The sequence below is a fragment of the Paenibacillus sp. XP01 genome (genome assembly GCF_057364885.1).
Genome location: NZ_CP139481.1, coordinates 4,950,204 through 4,968,187, shown reverse-complemented (window position 1 = coordinate 4,968,187; position 17,984 = coordinate 4,950,204). Strand labels below are relative to the sequence as shown.

The following is a 17,984-nucleotide window of genomic DNA, read 5'->3' as shown; positions in this document are numbered from 1 at the left end:
GTCATAGCCGGGGCTCCCGTGCTTTGGCTTTCCTTTTGTCACGATGTACGGTATGGTGTATGACATGGGGGTGGAAGAGTGGCTGAAAAGCGTGATTATTATGAGGTGCTCGGCGTCAGCAAAAACGCAAACGACGACGAGATCAAAAAGGCGTATCGCAAGCTGGCGCGTCAGTATCACCCTGACGTAAACAAAGCGCCGGATGCGGAAGCCAAATTCAAGGAAGTCAAGGAAGCTTACGATGTCATCAGCGATAGTCAGAAGCGTGCCCAATATGACCAATTTGGCCATATAGACCCGAATCAAGGCGGATTTGGCGGAGCCGATTTCGGCGGCGGCGGTTTCGGTGACATCTTTGATATGTTCTTTGGCGGTGGCGGCAGACGCGATCCGAATGCGCCGCAGCGGGGGAACGACCTGCAATACACAATGACGATCGAATTCAAGGAAGCGGTGTTCGGCAAGGAAACCGACATTACCATTCCGCGCACCGAAAGCTGCGATACCTGTCATGGTTCCGGAGCGAAACCTGGAACAAGACCGGAAACGTGTTCCGTCTGCCACGGCAGCGGCCAGCAGGAAGTCGTGCAGAATACGCCGTTTGGGCGCATGGTCAACCGCCGTGCCTGCTCCAACTGCAGCGGTACCGGGCAAATCATCAAGGAAAAATGCTCGACATGCAGCGGCAGCGGCAAAGTCCGCAAGCAGCGCCAAATCCATGTGCGCATTCCGGCGGGTGTGGATGACGGTGCCCAGCTGCGCATGACAGGCGAAGGCGAAGGCGGGTTACGCGGGGGTCCTGCAGGGGACTTGTATATCGTCATTCGCGTGAAATCGCATGACTTCTTCGAGCGCGAAGGTGATGATATTTACTGCGAAGTTCCGCTTACTTTTGCCCAGGCAGCACTGGGAGACGAGATCGAAATCCCTACGCTCACGGAAAAAGTGAAGCTCAAAATACCCGCAGGTACACAAACGGGCACCTATTTCCGCTTGAAAGGAAAAGGGGTTCCGCGCCTTCGCGGCATGGGACAGGGCGACCAGCATGTGAAGGTGGTCGTCGTTACGCCTAGCAAGCTGAGCGAGGAACAGAAAGACCTGCTGCGCCAATTCGGCGCTTTGAGCGGAGAACAGACGCATGAGCATGAGCAATCGTTCTTCGACCGGGTGAAACGGGCGTTCCGCGGCGATTGAGCTGCATGAACGTTTCTGAATCGTCAACATATGATATACAACAGAAGGCATCGCGTCCCAATCGGCGCGGTGCTTTTTTTATGGCCAAAGTTCTGCATATTTACGGGAGGGTTGCGGAAGGATAGCAGACGAGACAAGTTTGACGTGGGGTATCCCTCGCGTAGAGATTTCAGGAAGCAGGTGAAACGGATGACCGAGAAAAACATTTTGGCGTATTTTCACAGCCCCGAACAAGCGGAAGGCGCGGCCAAAAAGCTGCAAGCGCTGCGCGTGGAAGATATGTCCATCGATCGCTTCAGTCGTTACGCCGGCGATGGACCCAGTGGGGCTTCATATACCCCTGGCGTCACTGGCAGTTTTTCATCCTGGGTGCCGGACACGATGGGGACCAATTCCTCATCCGGCATTCTGGCCGCGGCCGACCCATCGGCCAGCGGCATGAGCGATGGCGGTCAGGGCGGTCCGACGGGCAGGGATATCCTGCTTACTGTCGTTGTGGACGAAAATTTGCATCACCGTGCAATGTCCATTATTGAACAAGCGGGCGGAATGATTTGACGCACCAATTCTAATCCGTACATCAAGGAGGCATTTAAACCATGGCAAATCACAGACATTCCAGCGACGTTTTAACCAAGACCGAAAAAATGAAACAGCTCCAGTCGGCCAAAAATGAAGACGTGGAATTCAGTGCAGAGCTTGCCGATCATGACGATGTGGAGGCATTGCGCCGAAGCGAAGCGGCAGACCGCCGTCAGGGACGCGAGCTGAATGACTGAGGATCGTTCGGCGGTCACCGTTGAAGCGGTATTTGGCAGCTGGACGGCTGCCGAATCGGCCCGAAGGTCTTTGGAGCTGTTGAATCCCGGACAATGCCGGCTTGAGAGCCTGAGTGAAGGAACAGCGTTGTCGCAATCGATGGCAGCGGATCGCAACGGCAATGCGCCGACGGTTTGGTTTGGCGGATTCAGCGGTGAATTGAACGTGCTCTCCTTGATCAGCGATGAGCCGGAAATGCTCTCCGGAGGAGAAGTGTTCGATGCGCCTGCCGTTCCCGCAACTTCCGGGCAACGCCAAGGTGTACTGCTGTCCGTTTCCGTATCCGAGCCTTCACTCGCTCAAGCGGAAGAAATGATCATTCGCAACGGCGGAACGATACGTTGAACAGACGTATGAACCCAAGGCGAGAAAAGGTGTACAGGAAGAAGCGGGATATTTACACGCAGGGCGTGGGTATCCTGCTTTTTGCCGTTGTTTTCATACCTCTGCCTTTGTGCTTGGGACGGCATGTGTAGTACAATAGTTGGGATGTGTGAATATGAGGAGGATAAATCAAGTATGTTATGGCATGAATTGACGATACATACCACAGAGGAAGCTGTGGAGATGATTTCGAACTTTTTGCATGAGGCGGGCGCCGGCGGGGTTTCCATCGAAGAGTCCGGCACATTGAATAAAGAGCGTGACACCTCTTACGGCCAATGGTACGAACTGCCGCTTAACGACATTCCCGAAGGCCAGGCCGTGATCAAGGGATACTTCTCGGAAGGTACGGATATGGAAGCCTTGCAATCGGAAATCGCTCCAAGAATCGAACAGCTCTCCGAGTTTGACATCGAAGCAGGAGAGCTTCGATATGAGGTGCGCACGGTCGACGAAGATGACTGGGCGAATGCATGGAAGCAATACTTCAAGCCGGTGCGCGTTTCGGAACGTTTGACGATCAAGCCGACATGGGAAGAGTATACGCCGGAAAGTTCAGATGAAAAAATTATTGAACTCGATCCGGGCATGGCGTTTGGCACGGGCACGCACCCGACGACCTCACTTTGCCTGCGCACGCTGGAAACCGTCATTCAAGGCGGCGAGGAAGTGATTGACGTGGGTACAGGGTCCGGCATTCTCGCCATCGGTGCCGTTCGGCTCGGCGCGAAGCATGTGCTGGCCCTCGACCTCGATCCGGTAGCCGTATCGAGTGCAACCGAGAACGTGCGTTTGAACGGATTGGAGCAGCGCATTACCGTGAAAGAAAGCGATCTGTTGTCCGTGCTCGGCAGCAAGGATCCGGCTCTCGGAGTAGCCCTGCCGGTCAAAGTGATCGTGGCCAACATTTTGGCGGAGATCATTTTGCTGTTCATTGATGATGTCTACAACGCTCTAGAAGCCGATGGTGTATATATCGCATCGGGCATCTGGAAAAACAAGGAGCAGGTCGTGCATGATGCACTCCTGGCGGCCGGTTTTGAAATTGAAGCGGTGCACCGCGACGAGGACTGGCTGGCGTATGTGGCCAGAAAGAGGTAACGCATGGACTTTCTGAATTCGTTTTTTCGTTATCCGCTCGATCAGCTGCCTTTTTTTCTGCTGACGATCATCATCGCGTTCACGGTGCATGAATTTGCCCACGCCTATTTCGCGAACAAATTCGGCGACCCCACGGCCAAACTGCTTGGCCGGGTGACGTTGAATCCGGTCGTGCACTTCGATTTTCTCGGCGTGCTTCTGCTGCTCATTGCAGGCTTCGGCTGGGCTCGTCCCGTGCCTGTCAATCGCGCCAACTTCGCCAAGCCAAGGCTGATGGGCGCCATTGTATCTCTTGCCGGACCGCTCAGCAACCTGCTGCTTGCGATCGTAGGCACGATCATATACGCGGTCCTGGTCGGTTCAGGAACGTTGGGTGGGATCGAAAACGAACGGTTATTGACGGCGGTGCAAATGTTCTTCGTTATGTTTAACCTAACGAACTTTTTCTTGTTCCTGTTTAACTTGATTCCTCTGCCGCCATTGGACGGGTATCGTATTTTGGAAGATGTACTGCCGCCTTCCGTAAGCAGCAAGCTGCGGGGCGTGGAGCAATGGTCCATTTTTATTTTCCTTTTGATTCTGGTCATTCCAGCACTTAGGAACGTCACGATCCAACCGCTCTATGAGCTGGCGCAAAACATGTACGTTGATCTGGCCAAATTGATCCTGTCCTTTTTCTAGAATGCATACCACTGCACGTTTTTTGGATTGAAATACTGGTCAGAAGGACATAAAAGTTGTATGATCATCTGTGGCGATTGGGTTCATGCCTGCCGGCAGGCGGGATGAATGCCGATCATAACAGGAAAGAATGGTGGATGGACCCATGCAGCGATATTTCGTATCCACGGAACAATTTACCGAGCATTCTGTCGTGATTCAGGGTGACGATGCCCGCCATATCGGCAAAGTGATGCGAGGCAAGCCTGGAGATCAGGTGATCGTCAGTGACGGACAAGCAAGGGAAGCTCTGGTGGAAATTGAAAGCATAGAGGCCGGTCAGGTGACGGCACATATCGTGGAATCCCTGGCCATGGATCACGAGGCGCGTATACGCGTAACGGTGGCCCAAAGCTTGCCGAAGGGCGACAAGATGGAAACAGTCATTCAGAAATGCACCGAGATCGGGGCGGTGGCATTTGTCCCTTTCGAGTCAGAGCGCACGATCGTGCAGTACGACGGCAAAAAAGAGGGCAAACGTCTTGAACGGTGGCGCAAAATCGCCAAGGAAGCCGCCGAGCAGAGCCACCGCAACCGCATTCCATCCATCGAGCAGCCGCTTTCCTGGAAAGGGCTGCTGTCTTCTTTTGAGGGCTATGGTCTGGTATGCTATTGTTATGAGAAAGAAGACGGCTTGCAGCTAAGGGATGCAGTCAAGCCGTTTGTGGAGCAGCTTGCCCCTGATGCGGCTGCGGACGTGTTGGTAGTCGTTGGGCCGGAAGGCGGCTTCTCCGAAAAGGAGGCGCTGGAGGCCGAGCAGGCGGGAGCCGTATCCGTTGGTCTGGGCAAACGCATTTTGCGTGCCGAGACCGCTGGCATGGCGGCGCTGACCTGCATTTTATATGAATCCGGAGAAATGGGAGGAATGTAATTATGCCATCCGTGGCGTTTTACACCTTGGGATGTAAAGTGAACTTTTACGATACAGAGGCGATCTGGCAGCTGTTCAAAAACGAAGGCTACGACCAGGTCGACTTCGATGAACAGACCGCAGACGTTTATTTGATCAATACATGTACAGTGACGAATACGGGCGACAAAAAAAGCCGCCAGATCATTCGCCGTGCCATCCGCCGCAACCCGGACGCGATCGTGGCAGTAACCGGATGTTATGCACAGACATCCCCGGCCGAAATCATGGACATTCCGGGCGTCGATCTCGTCATCGGTACGCAGGACCGGGATAAAATCCTGCCTTACGTCAAGGAAATCCAGGAATCCCGTCAGCCGGTGAACGCGGTGCGCAACATTATGAAAACACGTGTGTTCGAAGAAATGGACGTGCCGGATTTCGCGGACCGTACCCGCGCTTTCCTGAAAATCCAGGATGGCTGCAACAACTTCTGCACGTTCTGCATCATTCCGTGGTCGCGCGGATTGTCCCGCAGCCGGGAAGCAAGCAGCATCATCCAGCAGGCGAAACAGCTGGTGCATGCCGGGTACAAGGAAATCGTCCTGACGGGCATCCATACCGGCGGATACGGCGACGACATGGAGAATTACGACCTGACCGACCTGCTGTGGGATCTGGACAAAGTGGAAGGACTGGAACGGATCCGCATCAGTTCCATCGAAGCAAGCCAGATTGACGACCGCATGCTGGACGTGATCAAACGCTCGGACAAACTCGTGCGCCATTTCCACATTCCGCTTCAGGCCGGTGACGACACGGTGCTCAAACGGATGCGCCGCAAGTACACGACCGAAGAATTCTACAACAAAATGCTCCGCATTCGCGAGGCGATGCCGGACGTGGCCATTACGACCGACGTCATTGTTGGTTTCCCGGGCGAAACGGACGAAATGTTCCGCAACGGCTATGAGCTGATGCAAAAAATCGGCTTCTCCGAAATGCATGTGTTCCCTTATTCCAAACGGACCGGAACGCCGGCTGCGCGCATGGAAGACCAGGTGGACGAGGACGTGAAAAATGCCCGCGTGCACGAGCTGATCGATTTGTCCGAAAAAATGCAGCTGGAGTACGCGCAAAAATTCGTGGGACAAGTGCTGGAAGTCATTCCTGAAGGCGAAGCGAAAGGCCGCGAAGGCAGCGGCAAGCTGCATGGCTACAGCGACAACTACATTCAGCTTGTCTTTGACGGAACGCCGGACATGATCGGCAAAGTATGCCGCGTCAAATTGACGGAAGCCGGCGTAAACGAGAGCCAAGGGACGCTTGTCCGCGTGCTGGAAGAAAATCTGAAATCCGCAGCGATGTAATCGGGCGGCAGGGATCAAGGATTTCAAGACCCTGGGCACATCCGTGTCCGGGGAAATTGAAATCCTTCTTTTGCTAATACAGGCGAGATCATTATCGTGAACTGGGGGAAATCGGGATGAACAAAAAGGAAATTTCGGCAGGCGGTGTTGTTTATCGCACGGGAGAGGGCGGTCAATTGCAAATTCAGCTGATCGTGGACCGCTATGGAAAAACAACGTTGGCCAAAGGCAAAATGGAGCCGGGCGAAACGGTGGAACAAACCGCGCTGCGCGAAATTTTGGAGGAAACCGGCATGGTGGGCCGCATCGTCGAGCCTGTGGACATTATTGCGTATACGTACCAGCATGCAGAGTTTGGTCCGGTGGACAAAGAGGTACATTATTATTTGGTCGAAGCCGAAAGCGGTGATCTGCAACCCCAGATCGAGGAAATCAAAGGGGTGGATTGGTACACCCCGGAGGAAGCCTGGACGAGACAGCAGCAGAGCGGATACGACAACAATGACAGCATTTTGCGTACGGCACTGAACAAGCTTGGCATTGACGTTTAACCGTAATTGGTGTCAGCCCGGGATGATGTACCAGCAAAGCCGTGTGCAGACATCATATCAGGCCGCAGGTGATTTCGCCGATGGGCGGGACGCCGGTGGCCTTTTGTGCCAGATGGGCAAATAACAGAAGGGCAGGGCAAGCAGGGAACTGATCACGTTAAAAAGGGTCTGGGCATGTGCAATCTGTGCCCCGAGGTCCGCTGATATCCAGGCCGAGGCGGCCTGAAGCAGGCTGATCAGCGGCATGAACAGCAGCGCGCCTGCCACGTTGAGCACAACGTGCGAGGCGGCGACGAACTTGCCGGCCGATGCTCCGCCCGCGGCTGCAATCACGGCGGTGATGCAGGTCCCTACGTTGGACCCGATCACGATGGCGATGCCGATTTCCACGGGCAGAACCCCCGTGGCCGCAAGCGTGATCGCCATGCTGATCACGGCGGCGCTGCTGTGAATGAGCGCCGTCAGACAAGCGCCGGCGAGGAACCCCCACCAGAGGCTGTCCGCCGCCCGGTCCAGAAACCACTGGAATACCCCCATGCTGCGCAGTGGAACGGCAATCGATTGCATGACCTGGATGCCGATCATGATCAGTGCGAAACCGGCGACGGCAAGAAAGCCGTATTGTGCACCCAGCAATATGTTTCGCGTACGCGTCGGTGCGAATGGATTGAGCTCGCTTAGAACAACGAAGAGGGCCCAGCCGAGCAATGACAGCATAAGCAAAGGCAGGCCGAAGCGGCCAAGCTGCAATCCGACCAGCTCGGTGGTCAGGCAGGTCCCGATATTGGTTCCCAAAATAATGCCAAGGGTACGCCCGTATGTGATTAGGCGCGCATTGGCAAGGCCGATCGTGAGGACGGTGACGGCAGTGCTGCTTTGGAGCAATGCCGTTGCTCCTGCACTAAAAGCCATGCCTTTCCAGGGAGCAGACGTGGCTCGCCCCAGCCAAGTGGCGAGCGATGGACCGGCCATGCGCTGCAATGCCGTCTCCATCCATTTCATGCCGGCCAAAAAAATAAGCAATCCATACAGGAGCGGAAATAGAACATCCCTAAACATCGTTCTGCATCATTCCTTCCGTACCTTTCCTTCATTCATCTTATGAACGACGGCGGACAACCATGACAAGCACAAGAGATAGAGCATGAAAAACGTCGTGGCGACAGGAACGGAACGGGGCACAGCATGTTTGTATGGACAAGCGAAATATAAAATACCAAAAAAGGAAGTGCATTGACTTGCCATCGGTTACACTGGAACGCAGCCGCAAAAAGCGGCTCGAACAATCCCACCCGTGGATTTACAACAATGAAATTGCTTCGGTGGACGGCAATCCCGAGCCAGGCGACCTGGTTCAGGTGCTGAATCATCAAGGCCGGTATTTGGCGACCGGGTATTATAACCCGGCTTCGCAAATTACGGTAAGGGTCGTATCTTACGAACCACTGGAATACAACCAAATGGATATCGCCTTTTTCGCAGACCGGTTCCGTGACTGTTTGCGTCATCGGGAGCGGTTCATCCAGGATGGCGAGGCGTACCGACTCGTCTACGGTGAAGCCGATTTCCTGCCCGGACTGATCGTGGACCGCTTCGGCAGCATCCTGGTGGTGCAGTTGCTGACGCTCGGCATGGACCGCTGCCGCGAGGCGATCGTGCAGGCATTGATCGAAGTGCTGCAGCCTGAGGGCATCTACGAACGCAGCGACGTGCCGATTCGAGAGCTCGAAGGCCTGGAGCAAACCAAAGGGCCGCTTTACGGCGATTGTCCAAGACATGTGACGGTGACCGAGAACGGTCTGTTGATCAAAGTGGACATCGTGGAAGGGCAGAAAACCGGTTATTTCTTCGATCAGCGCGAGAATCGTGCCGCCATTGCGCCGCTTATGAAGGGCTGGGGTTACAAAAGCGGCATTAGGCTGGAAGAGGTTGATCAGGATGGCGAGAAGCAAATGCTTCCGGTCAACAAAAGCGGCAAGGTGGTCACATTCCCGTATTGGGACGGAGCAACCGTGCTCGAATGCTTCTCCCACACCGGCAGCTTTACGCTGAATGCATGCAAATACGGCGCGAAAAAGGTAACTTGCCTGGACATTTCCGAGCATGCGATCGAAAGCGCGCGCACCAATGTGGAACTGAACGGTTTCACGGACCGGGTGGAGTTTGTCGTTGCAGATGCTTTCCAATATTTGCGCGAGCAGGTCAAAGGATTGGATGAACGCGCGGCCCGCTCCCGTGCCGGGGAAGAAAAAGTGGATACGTCCAAGGCACTGGCCGCCGGAGGCGGAAAAACATTTGACGTCGTCATTTTGGACCCTCCGGCGTTCGCCAAAACAAAGTCGGCCGTCAAAGGGGCCTGCCGCGGCTACAAGGACATCAACCTGCACGGCATGAAGCTGGTGAACGAGGGAGGGTACCTCGTAACGGCAAGCTGTTCGTACCACATGCGTCCCGACCTGTTCCTCGAAACGATTGCCGATGCCGCCAAAGATGCAGGCAAAGTGCTGCGTTTGATCGAGTGGAAGGCGGCAGGCAAGGACCACCCGCAAATTCTTGGCGTGGATGAAGGGCACTATTTGAAATTTGCGATCTTTGAGGTGCGCAGCAAAACGAAGTAATTCGGAATTGTGAATCGCCGGGTGATGATGGATATAACGAAACGTATTTGCAAAAAGCCCAATGCTGGGAAAGCTGCGGGCTTTTTGCCATGTATGGATATGGAAGCGGCACTTTGCCGGATTGTGGCAAACGTATGTTCCGAAGCACTCCCGGTATGGTATACTGGAAATTAAAATCTTGATCGTGATGTTTGGAGGAAGGAACATGTCCGTACGTTTTGTGATAGGCCGGGCAGGCAGCGGCAAAAGTACGCTGTTCACCCGGGAGATGGTTTCCCTGCTTCAGCAGGACCCGCAAGGCAAGCCGCTGATCATGCTGGTTCCCGAACAAAGCTCGTTCCGTGCCGGACAGGCGTTGTTTGCGTACGGGGCCGTCAAAGGCGCGATGCGCGCAGAAGTGTACGGCTTCCGTCGTTTGGCCCACCGGGTCATGCAGGAAGTCGGCGGTTCCGCGCGCACGCCCATCGGCAGCGAAGGCAAAAAAATGCTGCTCTACAAAGTGCTGCAGCGTCGGCATGAAGAGTTGAAGCTGTTCGGCGCGTCAGGCAGCCAGTTGGGATTCATCGGCCACTTGAATGACCTGTACGGCGAGTTCAAGCGCCATGAGCTGGCTCCGGCTTCGTTGGAGGAGGGCATAGCCGCATGGGATGCTTCTTCGTCGGCTCCGATTCTGGGCGACAAGCTGCATGACCTGCTTCTCGTATACCGCGATTTCGAACAGGAATTGAGCGGTTTGTACATTGACGATGAAGACACGCTGTCCGAGCTTTCGGAACGCATGCCGGAGAGCGAGCTGCTGAATGGCGCGCAGGTCTGGATCGACGGTTTTCAAAGTTTTACACCGCTGGAGCTTGGCGTGATCGGAGGATTGATGTCTCGGGCGGAGTCCGTCACCATCGGACTGACGCTTGACCGTCCTTACGATCAAGGCGCACTGCCTGGGGAACTGGATCTGTTCTTCCCTACGGCGGGAGCGTATGCCAAGTTAAAAGGCATGGCCGACGAGAGAGGCGTGGCAACCGAAACGCAGGTGCTTCATGCGGACGTCTTGCCTCGCTTCGTGAACAGTCCGGGGCTGGCTCATCTGGAAGCGGGATTCGATCGGCGCGTCCGCTGGAGAAGCGATGGCCGAGATCCGGGCATTCGGCTGTACGCGGCGGAGAACCGCCGTACCGAATTGGAAGGCGCGCTCCGGGAAATGCGCCGCCTGGCACAGGAAGAAGGCGTGCGCTATCGGGACATGGCCGTGCTCGTCCGCAATCTCGATGCCTATGCCGATATGGCCGAACCGCTTTTCCGGGATTACGACGTGCCTGTGTTCCTTGACCGAAGAAGAAACGAATTGCATCACCCGCTTGCGGAATTCGTTCGTTCCGCCTTGGACATCGTTCGCCGTCGGTGGAGGTACGAGGACGTATTTCGCTGCGTCAAAACGGATTTGCTGCTTCCCCGGGACGGCTCCGTTACGCGCGAAGACATGGATCAGCTTGAAAATTACGTGCTTGCCAGCGGCATTCACGGATATCGTTGGACGGACGGCAAGCCATGGCGGGCTGCGCCAAGCCTGTCGCTGGAAGATCCGGGCCAGGAGCGCCGCAACCTGGGGCGTGAGCAGATGTTGGCCCTGATGGAGACGTGCAGGTCGACGATTACAGGCCCGCTGGGCGCATTCGAGAAACGAATGAACAAAGCCAAGACCGCCAAGGAACGCTGCGTTGCTCTGTACCAGCTATTGGAGGACGCGGAAGTTCCGTGGAAGCTGGATGCCATGTCGGCCCGTGCGGAGGCTGAAGGCGATCCGGAACGATCGCGCGAGCATCGCCAGATCTGGGGCGCCGTGCTGGATTTGCTGGACCAGACGGTGGACATGCTCGGCAGCGAACGGTTGGAGCTCGACCTGTTTGCAGGCATGGTCGAGACCGGACTGGCCGAGCTGCAGCTCGGCCTGATTCCCCCGGCGCTGGATCAAGTCCTCTTCGGCTCCATGGACCGGACCCGTCTAAGGGATATCCGTTACGTGTTCGTGCTGGGCGCCGTGGATGGAGAACTGCCTGCCGTTCCTCAGGACGACGGCGTATTGACGGAGCAGGAGCGGCTCTGGCTGACGGATCGCGGTCTCTCCCTCGGACCGAATGCCACCCGAAAAATGTTGGATGAACGCTTCCTGATCTATACTGCGCTCACCTCGGCGAGTCACCGGTTATGGCTCAGTTATCCGGTTGCTGATGAAGAAGGCAAAACGCTGCTGCCCTCGGAAATCGTAAGGCATGTGCGCAAAATGTTCGGTCTTGAAATTTCGCCGCTGCTCGCGGAGCCGCAAAACGTGGACGACGAGCAGAGCCATTGGGCCCATGTGCTTCATTCCGGACAAAGCCTGTCCAGCCTGATCGCGCAGCTGCGCAGATGGCGGCGGGGAGAAGAAATACCTGAACTGTGGTGGGCGGTATACAATTGGCACCTGTCCCGCATGGAGACAAGGCTTCCGCTGGAACGCCTGCTCGGGTCGGTGTTTTATCAGAATCGCGCACTGCCCCTGCGTACGTCGACAAGCCGCAAATTGTACGGAACGCAAGTCAGGACCAGCGTCTCGCGCATGGAACGCTTTGTGGCATGTCCTTTCTCGCATTTTGCCTCCCATGGGCTGCGCCTGAAAGAACGTCAGACGTATCGCTTGCAGGCGCCTGACATCGGACAATTGTTCCACGCTGCGCTCAGCCAGCTTGCGATTCGGCTGCGCGAGCAAAACCGAAGCTGGGGAAGCCTTTCGCCCGACGAGTGCAGGCAGGAAGCCGAGCATACGGTAGAGCAGATCGCTCCGCAGCTTCAGGGCGAAATTTTGCTCAGCACGAAGCGGTACGGATACATTTTCCGCAAGTTGAAAGAAGTCGTCGGCCGTGCCTCGGTCATTCTCGGCGAGCAATCGCGGCGGGGGAGCTTCGAGCCGATCGGGCTGGAGCTGGACTTTGGCCCCGACAAACCGCTGCCGCCGCTGCGTTTCGAGCTGGAGAACGGCTGCGTGCTGGAAATCGTGGGCCGGATCGACCGCGTTGACGTTGCAGAAGGCGAGAACGGATTGCTGCTGCGCGTCATCGACTACAAATCAAGCCAGACGGATCTCAAGCTGCATGAAGTGTATTATGGCCTTTCTTTGCAGATGCTCACTTACCTTGAAGTACTGCTGAGCGCTGCCGAAGAGTGGCTTGGAGAACCTGCATTGCCTGGCGGAACATTGTATTTCCACGTGCATAACCCGTTGTTGCAATCCTCCAACGGCATGACTCCCGAGCAGGCGGGGCAGGAGCTGTTGAAGAAATTCAAGATGAAAGGGCTGCTGCTTGCGGATCGGGATGCGATTGCTCAGATGGACCACACCCTCGATAAGGGTCATTCGGCCATAATTCCGGTTGCGCTCAAGGCGGATGGAAGCTTCTACAGCAGTGCGGCTGTGGCGACGCCGGAGCAATGGGATACGCTGCTGTCATCCGTGCGCCATAACATTCGCGAGATTGGAACGCGCATTACCGAGGGCGATGTGGCCATCGAGCCTTACCGCATCCAGCAGGAGGTGGCCTGCACGTTTTGCCCGTACAAGCCGGTCTGCCAGTTTGACGAAAATATCGAAGGCAACGAATACAAGCTGCTGCCCAAACCAGGCAAACAGCAAATGTGGGACCTGTTATCCCATCACAAGGGAGGGGAGACGACATGACGAGGTTGCATAGCATACCCAAACCGGAGGGAAGTTTCTGGAGCGACGATCAGTGGAGCGCCATCTCGCAAAGCGGGGAAGACATTCTGGTGGCGGCTGCGGCCGGGTCCGGGAAAACGGCGGTGCTGGTGGAACGCATCATTCGCAAAATTGCCGATCCTTCCCTGGGGTTCAGCGTGGATCGCCTGCTCGTGGCCACGTTTACGAAGGCGGCAGCTTCCGAAATGAAGCAGCGGATTCGGGAAGCGCTGGAACAGGCGCTGGAACAGAATCCGGAGGAAGAGCATCTGCGCACGCAGCTTTCGCTGCTCGGGCGGGCGTCGATCACGACGCTGCATTCCTTCTGCATGGAAGTCATTCGCCGTTATTATCAGCTTATTCCGCTGAATCCAGCGTTCCGCATCCTGAACGAAAACGAAGCGGAACTGATGCGTCAGGAGCTGCTCGAGCAGCTGTTCGAAGAAAAGTATGGCCAAGAGGGGGAAGGCAGCACGTTCCGCGAACTGGTCGACTGGTTCAGCGGCGAACGCAGCGATGATGCGATGCACAGGCTGGTCCAGCGGCTGTACGATTTTTCGCGCAGCCATTCCTGGCCGGAGCATTGGCTTGCCCAGATGGCAGACGCATTTCAGGTCGAAAGCGTGGAAGCTTTGGGACAATCGCCTTGGGTGCGAAGCATTTTGCAAGATGCGGCACTGACATTGAGCGGGGCAGCCGGATTGCTGCGCCAGGGGATCGCGATTGCGCTGCAGCCCGGAGGACCGGCCCCATACGCCGATACATTGAAAGCAGACCTTGCCATGGTCGAAGAGTTGTTGTCCGCGGTGCAGGTCGTGCCATGGGAGCGCCAGCCGGAGGCTTTTCAAACGGTGGCTTTCGGCAAGCTGAAACCGTGCAAGAAGGACCAGACCGATCCCGATTTGCAGGAGCAGGTCAAGGAATTGCGCGAGGCTGCGAAAAAAGCGGTCTCGGATCTGAAAGCTTCGCTGTTCGGCAGAAGCGCATTTTCCTTTTGGCAGGAGCTGCAGCAGGCTGCTCCGCTCATGCAAGAGCTGTCCCGTCTGGTCAGCGAGTTCGCCGAGCTGTACCGCAGCGCAAAGCAGGAGCGCGGACAGGTTGATTTTAACGACTTGGAGCATTACTGCTTGCAGATTTTGCGGCATGAGGATTCCACGCCGGACCAGGCGTTGCCTTCCGATGCTGCGATGGAATACCGGGAGCGCTTTGATGAAGTGCTGCTGGACGAATACCAGGATACCAATACGGTGCAGGAAGACATCGTGCGGTTGATTTCGAGGGAAGCCCCGGGGAACCGCTTCATGGTCGGGGACGTGAAGCAAAGCATCTATCGTTTCCGTCTTGCGGAGCCTGGATTGTTCTTGAGCAAATACCGACAGTATCGGACGGACGCGGGCGACAGGGAAGATCAAGCGCTGCCGCTTCGGGCAGGGAAACGGATCGACCTTGCGCGCAATTTCCGCAGCCGTTCCGAAGTCGTGCATGCCGTGAACATGCTGTTTCGCCAAATCATGAACGAAAGTGTTGCCGAAATCGCGTATGACGAGCGAGCACAGCTTGCCTATGGCGCGACTTTTCCGGAAGAATCGCTGGGCACGGCGTCCTACACGCCTGAACTGCTGCTGATCGACCGCCAGGGCGACGGCGCGGATTGGGCGGATGCCGAAAGCGAGACGGGAGAAGGCCAACCGCTCGCGGAATTGGAGAGCGCAGAGCTGGAGACGGCCCAATTGGAAGCACGGGCGATCGCAGGACGGATTCGCGAGCTTTTGGGTGACGGGGACAAACCTGCGCTGCAGGTATACGACAAAGCGCTCAAAACAATGCGCCCGGCGCGTTACGGCGATATCGTCATTCTGCTTCGTTCCGCGGCGATGTGGGCTCCGCTCATGATCGAGGAATTCAGGCAGCAGGGCATTCCGGCTGGCGGGGAACAGAGCAAGGGTTATTTTCAGGCGACCGAGGTCGAAGTGATGTTATCCTTGCTGCAGATCGTGGACAATCCGCGTCAGGACATCCCGCTTGCTTCGGTGCTTCGTTCCCCGATCGTGGGACTGGATGAAGAGGAACTTGCGCTCATACGCCTTGGCGATCAGAGACAATCCTTCTATGATGCAGTGATAATGGCTGCTGGTAGTCTTGAGGAACCTTCGATTTGTTTGGCAGATTCGATGGGGAAAGGGAAAGACGACGCCACTCAGGTGGAATGGTCCGAGGCATGGAGCGAGCTGGAACAGGCGCTGGGGGAAACCGCGGCGACGGCGGAGCTTGAACTGCCTGAACCGGTTTTGGAAAACGACGATCCCGATCAAAGCTTCGTTGGAGCAGAGGGTCATGCAGATGGTCAGTTCTATGCCGGTCTATCCAACGGACATCAGGAGCATTTCGTTCAGCATGAAAGTGATGAAGCGGATTTGTTGCGGCAAAAACTGGCGCGTTTTTTGCGCCAGCTGCAGCAGTGGAGACGGGAAGCGCGTCAAGGAAGCTTGAGCGAATTGATCTGGCGTATATACCGCGAAACGGGATATTTGGATTGGGTGCGCGGCCTTCCCGGAGGCATGCAGAGACAGAGCAATCTTAAGGCATTGTACGATCGTGCACGGCAATATGAAGAAGCGACCGCGAACCGCGGATTGTTCCGTTTCCTGACATACGTGTCCAGACTTCGGGAAAATGGCGGGGATTTGGGGGCGATGAGCGCGTCCGGGGAGCAGGATAACGCGGTGCGCATCATGACCATTCATCGAAGTAAAGGGTTGGAATTTCCGGTCGTGTTCGTGGCAGGCATATCCAAAATGTTCAACCAGCAGGATCTGAACGCACCGTTTCTGATGCACAAGGAGCTTGGATTCGGCCCGCGGTTCGTGGATCGCGACAATCGGGTAACCTATCCGACGCTGGCCAATCTGGCCATACGCCGCCGCGCCCGTTTCGAACTCCTCGCGGAGGAGATGCGCGTGCTGTATGTGGCACTGACACGGCCGAAGGAAAAAATGATTTTGGTCGGCACGGTGAAAGACGCGGCCAAAAAAGCGGCTGCCTGGGCACAGGTCAAGGACAGTCCCGAACTGAATCTCCCGGATTACCTGCTCGCCGCCGGCAGAAGTTATCTCGACTGGATCGGACCTTCGCTGGTCCGTCATCCGGATGCGACCCTGCTGCGGCAGCTTGCGGGTGGAAGCGATGCTTACGCTGCATGCCTGACCGAAGATGAATCACGCTGGAACATTGCGGTAGTAAACGCTGACCGCATATCCAAGGAGGTCATGGTTGGTTCGGCGCAAGAGAACCAGGAAGGGTTGTCGCTGATCCGTGAGGAACGGATGTCTGCCTTGGCGGCGAAACAACCGGTATCTTTGCGGCCCGGACTGCGCATGGATGACCGGATCGAAACGGAGGAAGCGTTGGAACTGCCGGAGCAGCGAACTGATGATCGAGACGGATTAGTGCAGATCGACGACCAGGCAAACAGCAATCTGATGCAGGAAGTGGATCGGCGGCTGTCATGGTCTTATGCTCATGAGGCAGCCACGCGAGTTGCTGCGAGCACATCCGTATCCGAACTGAAAAGCCGTTTTTTCTCCCTTGGGGACGAATCCCTGCAGGTGATGGAGGAGCTGTTTGTGCGGAATCGATACAAGCCTGACGGAGAAGCAGGGCAAGTGGACACGGAAAACCCGGGATCGGGTGACGAGACGGCAGAAGCCAGCGACGGAAAACCGGTTCACGCCCGACAAGGCGCCGGTCAGGCGCCGGATTTGCGCGATGGCAGGAAAAGCGATGACATCCGCAGAAATGTTCCGGTCCGGAATGCCGATAACGGAGGCGGCCATGCCGCAGATGCCTCGTTCAAGCTTCATCTTCGTCGTCCGAAATTCATGGAAGAGAAGCAATTGACAGGGGCTGAGCGAGGGACGGTGTATCATACGGTGATGCAGCATGTACCGTTTGATGGTACCGTGATTGACGTTGCCGTCCTGGAACGAACGGTCGCCAATCTCGTTCAGCGGCAATTGCTGACCCAGCAGCAGGCGGACGTCGTTGAAGCTGCGGAGCTTATGGCGTTCTTCGAGACGGAGCCCGGCTCCGAGCTGCTGCGTGCCGATCGTGTTCAACGGGAGATTCCGTTTGTTTACGGGCTTCCGGCGAATCTTACGCCCGCGCGGTGGGTGAACGATCGTACTGCAAACGCCGGAGAGGGAACGGTGGACTTTGACGCGAAACAGAGTGCGGTTCTGGAACAAGAAACGGTGCTGGTTCAGGGGATCATCGACTGTCTCTATGAGGTGGACGGAGAGTTGGTTCTGCTCGATTACAAGACGGACCGCGTGCTTGAACATCGGGGCGGCATCGATGCGCTGGTAGCGAATTACAGCTTCCAACTGAACCTGTATGCTCAGGCCATCGAAGATATATTGGGCCGGAAGGTTTCGCGGAAATGGTTGTATTTCTTTGATGGCGGGCATGCCGTTCGCTTATAGGCCACCACGGCCGAGTGCGGGAGGCGGTCCACGAAAGATAAAAGAGGCAGGGCTGCCTGTATGAGTGCCTTGATCACGAGGGCTCAGCAATAGATGAATGCAGAAACACAAAGGAAACCCGGGTGGACGGGACGAGGGTAAGCGTACGGGGGAAAGCAGGTTTGTACGG

The 17,984-nt window shown here is 56.2% G+C and carries 13 protein-coding genes; 12 read left to right on the top strand and 1 reads right to left on the bottom strand.

The features are described 5' to 3' along the window. Positions 1 to 78 precede the first annotated feature (78 nt). The 9 genes from dnaJ (at position 79) to SNR34_RS22340 (ending at position 6,989) form a co-directional block, all read left to right on the top strand. Positions 79 to 1,194 carry a molecular chaperone DnaJ gene (dnaJ, locus tag SNR34_RS22380; RefSeq protein ID WP_236416716.1) on the top strand — a complete coding sequence of 372 codons (1,116 nt, stop codon included), beginning with the start codon at positions 79 to 81 and terminating at the stop codon, positions 1,192 to 1,194. Positions 1,195 to 1,383: 189 nt separating this feature from the next. After that, positions 1,384 to 1,752, top strand: coding sequence for a hypothetical protein (locus tag SNR34_RS22375; protein ID WP_236416714.1), 369 nt, complete (start codon positions 1,384 to 1,386; stop codon positions 1,750 to 1,752). Between the two features lie 41 nt (positions 1,753 to 1,793). Beyond that, the gene (locus tag SNR34_RS22370) at positions 1,794 to 1,973 is read left to right on the top strand and encodes a YfhD family protein (protein ID WP_236416712.1); all 180 of its coding nucleotides are present in this window, start codon (positions 1,794 to 1,796) and stop codon (positions 1,971 to 1,973) included. Beyond that, complete coding sequence (locus SNR34_RS22365; protein WP_236416710.1) at positions 1,966 to 2,358, top strand: hypothetical protein; 393 nt, start codon at positions 1,966 to 1,968, stop codon at positions 2,356 to 2,358. The genes SNR34_RS22370 and SNR34_RS22365 overlap by 8 nt, the downstream gene beginning before the upstream one ends. A 174-nt stretch (positions 2,359 to 2,532) precedes the next feature. Continuing rightward, positions 2,533 to 3,498 (top strand): 50S ribosomal protein L11 methyltransferase, encoded by a 966-nt coding sequence (prmA, locus tag SNR34_RS22360; protein WP_339273872.1) that lies wholly within the window; start codon positions 2,533 to 2,535, stop codon positions 3,496 to 3,498. Between the two features lie 3 nt (positions 3,499 to 3,501). Further along, positions 3,502 to 4,179, top strand: coding sequence for a site-2 protease family protein (locus SNR34_RS22355; RefSeq protein WP_236416707.1), 678 nt, complete (start codon positions 3,502 to 3,504; stop codon positions 4,177 to 4,179). Between the two features lie 145 nt (positions 4,180 to 4,324). Further along, entirely contained in the window at positions 4,325 to 5,089 is a 765-nt protein-coding gene (locus SNR34_RS22350; RefSeq protein WP_486180190.1) for a 16S rRNA (uracil(1498)-N(3))-methyltransferase, read from the top strand. Between the two features lie 2 nt (positions 5,090 to 5,091). Beyond that, positions 5,092 to 6,438: a tRNA (N(6)-L-threonylcarbamoyladenosine(37)-C(2))-methylthiotransferase MtaB gene (mtaB, locus tag SNR34_RS22345; protein ID WP_236416704.1), complete on the top strand. Its 1,347-nt coding sequence runs from the start codon at positions 5,092 to 5,094 to the stop codon at positions 6,436 to 6,438. A 116-nt stretch (positions 6,439 to 6,554) separates the two neighbouring features. Then, positions 6,555 to 6,989, top strand: coding sequence for an NUDIX hydrolase (locus SNR34_RS22340; RefSeq protein ID WP_236416703.1), 435 nt, complete (start codon positions 6,555 to 6,557; stop codon positions 6,987 to 6,989). Positions 6,990 to 7,046: 57 nt separating this feature from the next. Here SNR34_RS22340 and SNR34_RS22335 read toward each other — a convergent pair whose 3' ends face one another. Further along, positions 7,047 to 8,048 (bottom strand): Na/Pi cotransporter family protein, encoded by a 1,002-nt coding sequence (locus tag SNR34_RS22335; RefSeq protein WP_236416702.1) that lies wholly within the window; start codon positions 8,046 to 8,048, stop codon positions 7,047 to 7,049. Positions 8,049 to 8,227: 179 nt separating this feature from the next. Here SNR34_RS22335 and SNR34_RS22330 point away from each other — a divergent pair, with 179 nt between their 5' ends. The 3 genes from SNR34_RS22330 to addA all read left to right on the top strand — a co-directional run bounded on the left by SNR34_RS22330 (position 8,228) and on the right by addA (position 17,815). After that, positions 8,228 to 9,607, top strand: coding sequence for a class I SAM-dependent rRNA methyltransferase (locus SNR34_RS22330; RefSeq protein WP_486180189.1), 1,380 nt, complete (start codon positions 8,228 to 8,230; stop codon positions 9,605 to 9,607). Between the two features lie 205 nt (positions 9,608 to 9,812). Then, positions 9,813 to 13,316: a helicase-exonuclease AddAB subunit AddB gene (gene addB, locus SNR34_RS22325; protein ID WP_486180188.1), complete on the top strand. Its 3,504-nt coding sequence runs from the start codon at positions 9,813 to 9,815 to the stop codon at positions 13,314 to 13,316. After that, a complete protein-coding gene (addA, locus tag SNR34_RS22320) occupies positions 13,313 to 17,815 on the top strand; it encodes a helicase-exonuclease AddAB subunit AddA (RefSeq protein WP_486180187.1) in 4,503 nt (1,500 codons plus the stop codon). Before addB ends, addA begins: the two co-directional genes overlap by 4 nt. Positions 17,816 to 17,984: the final 169 nt, after the last annotated feature.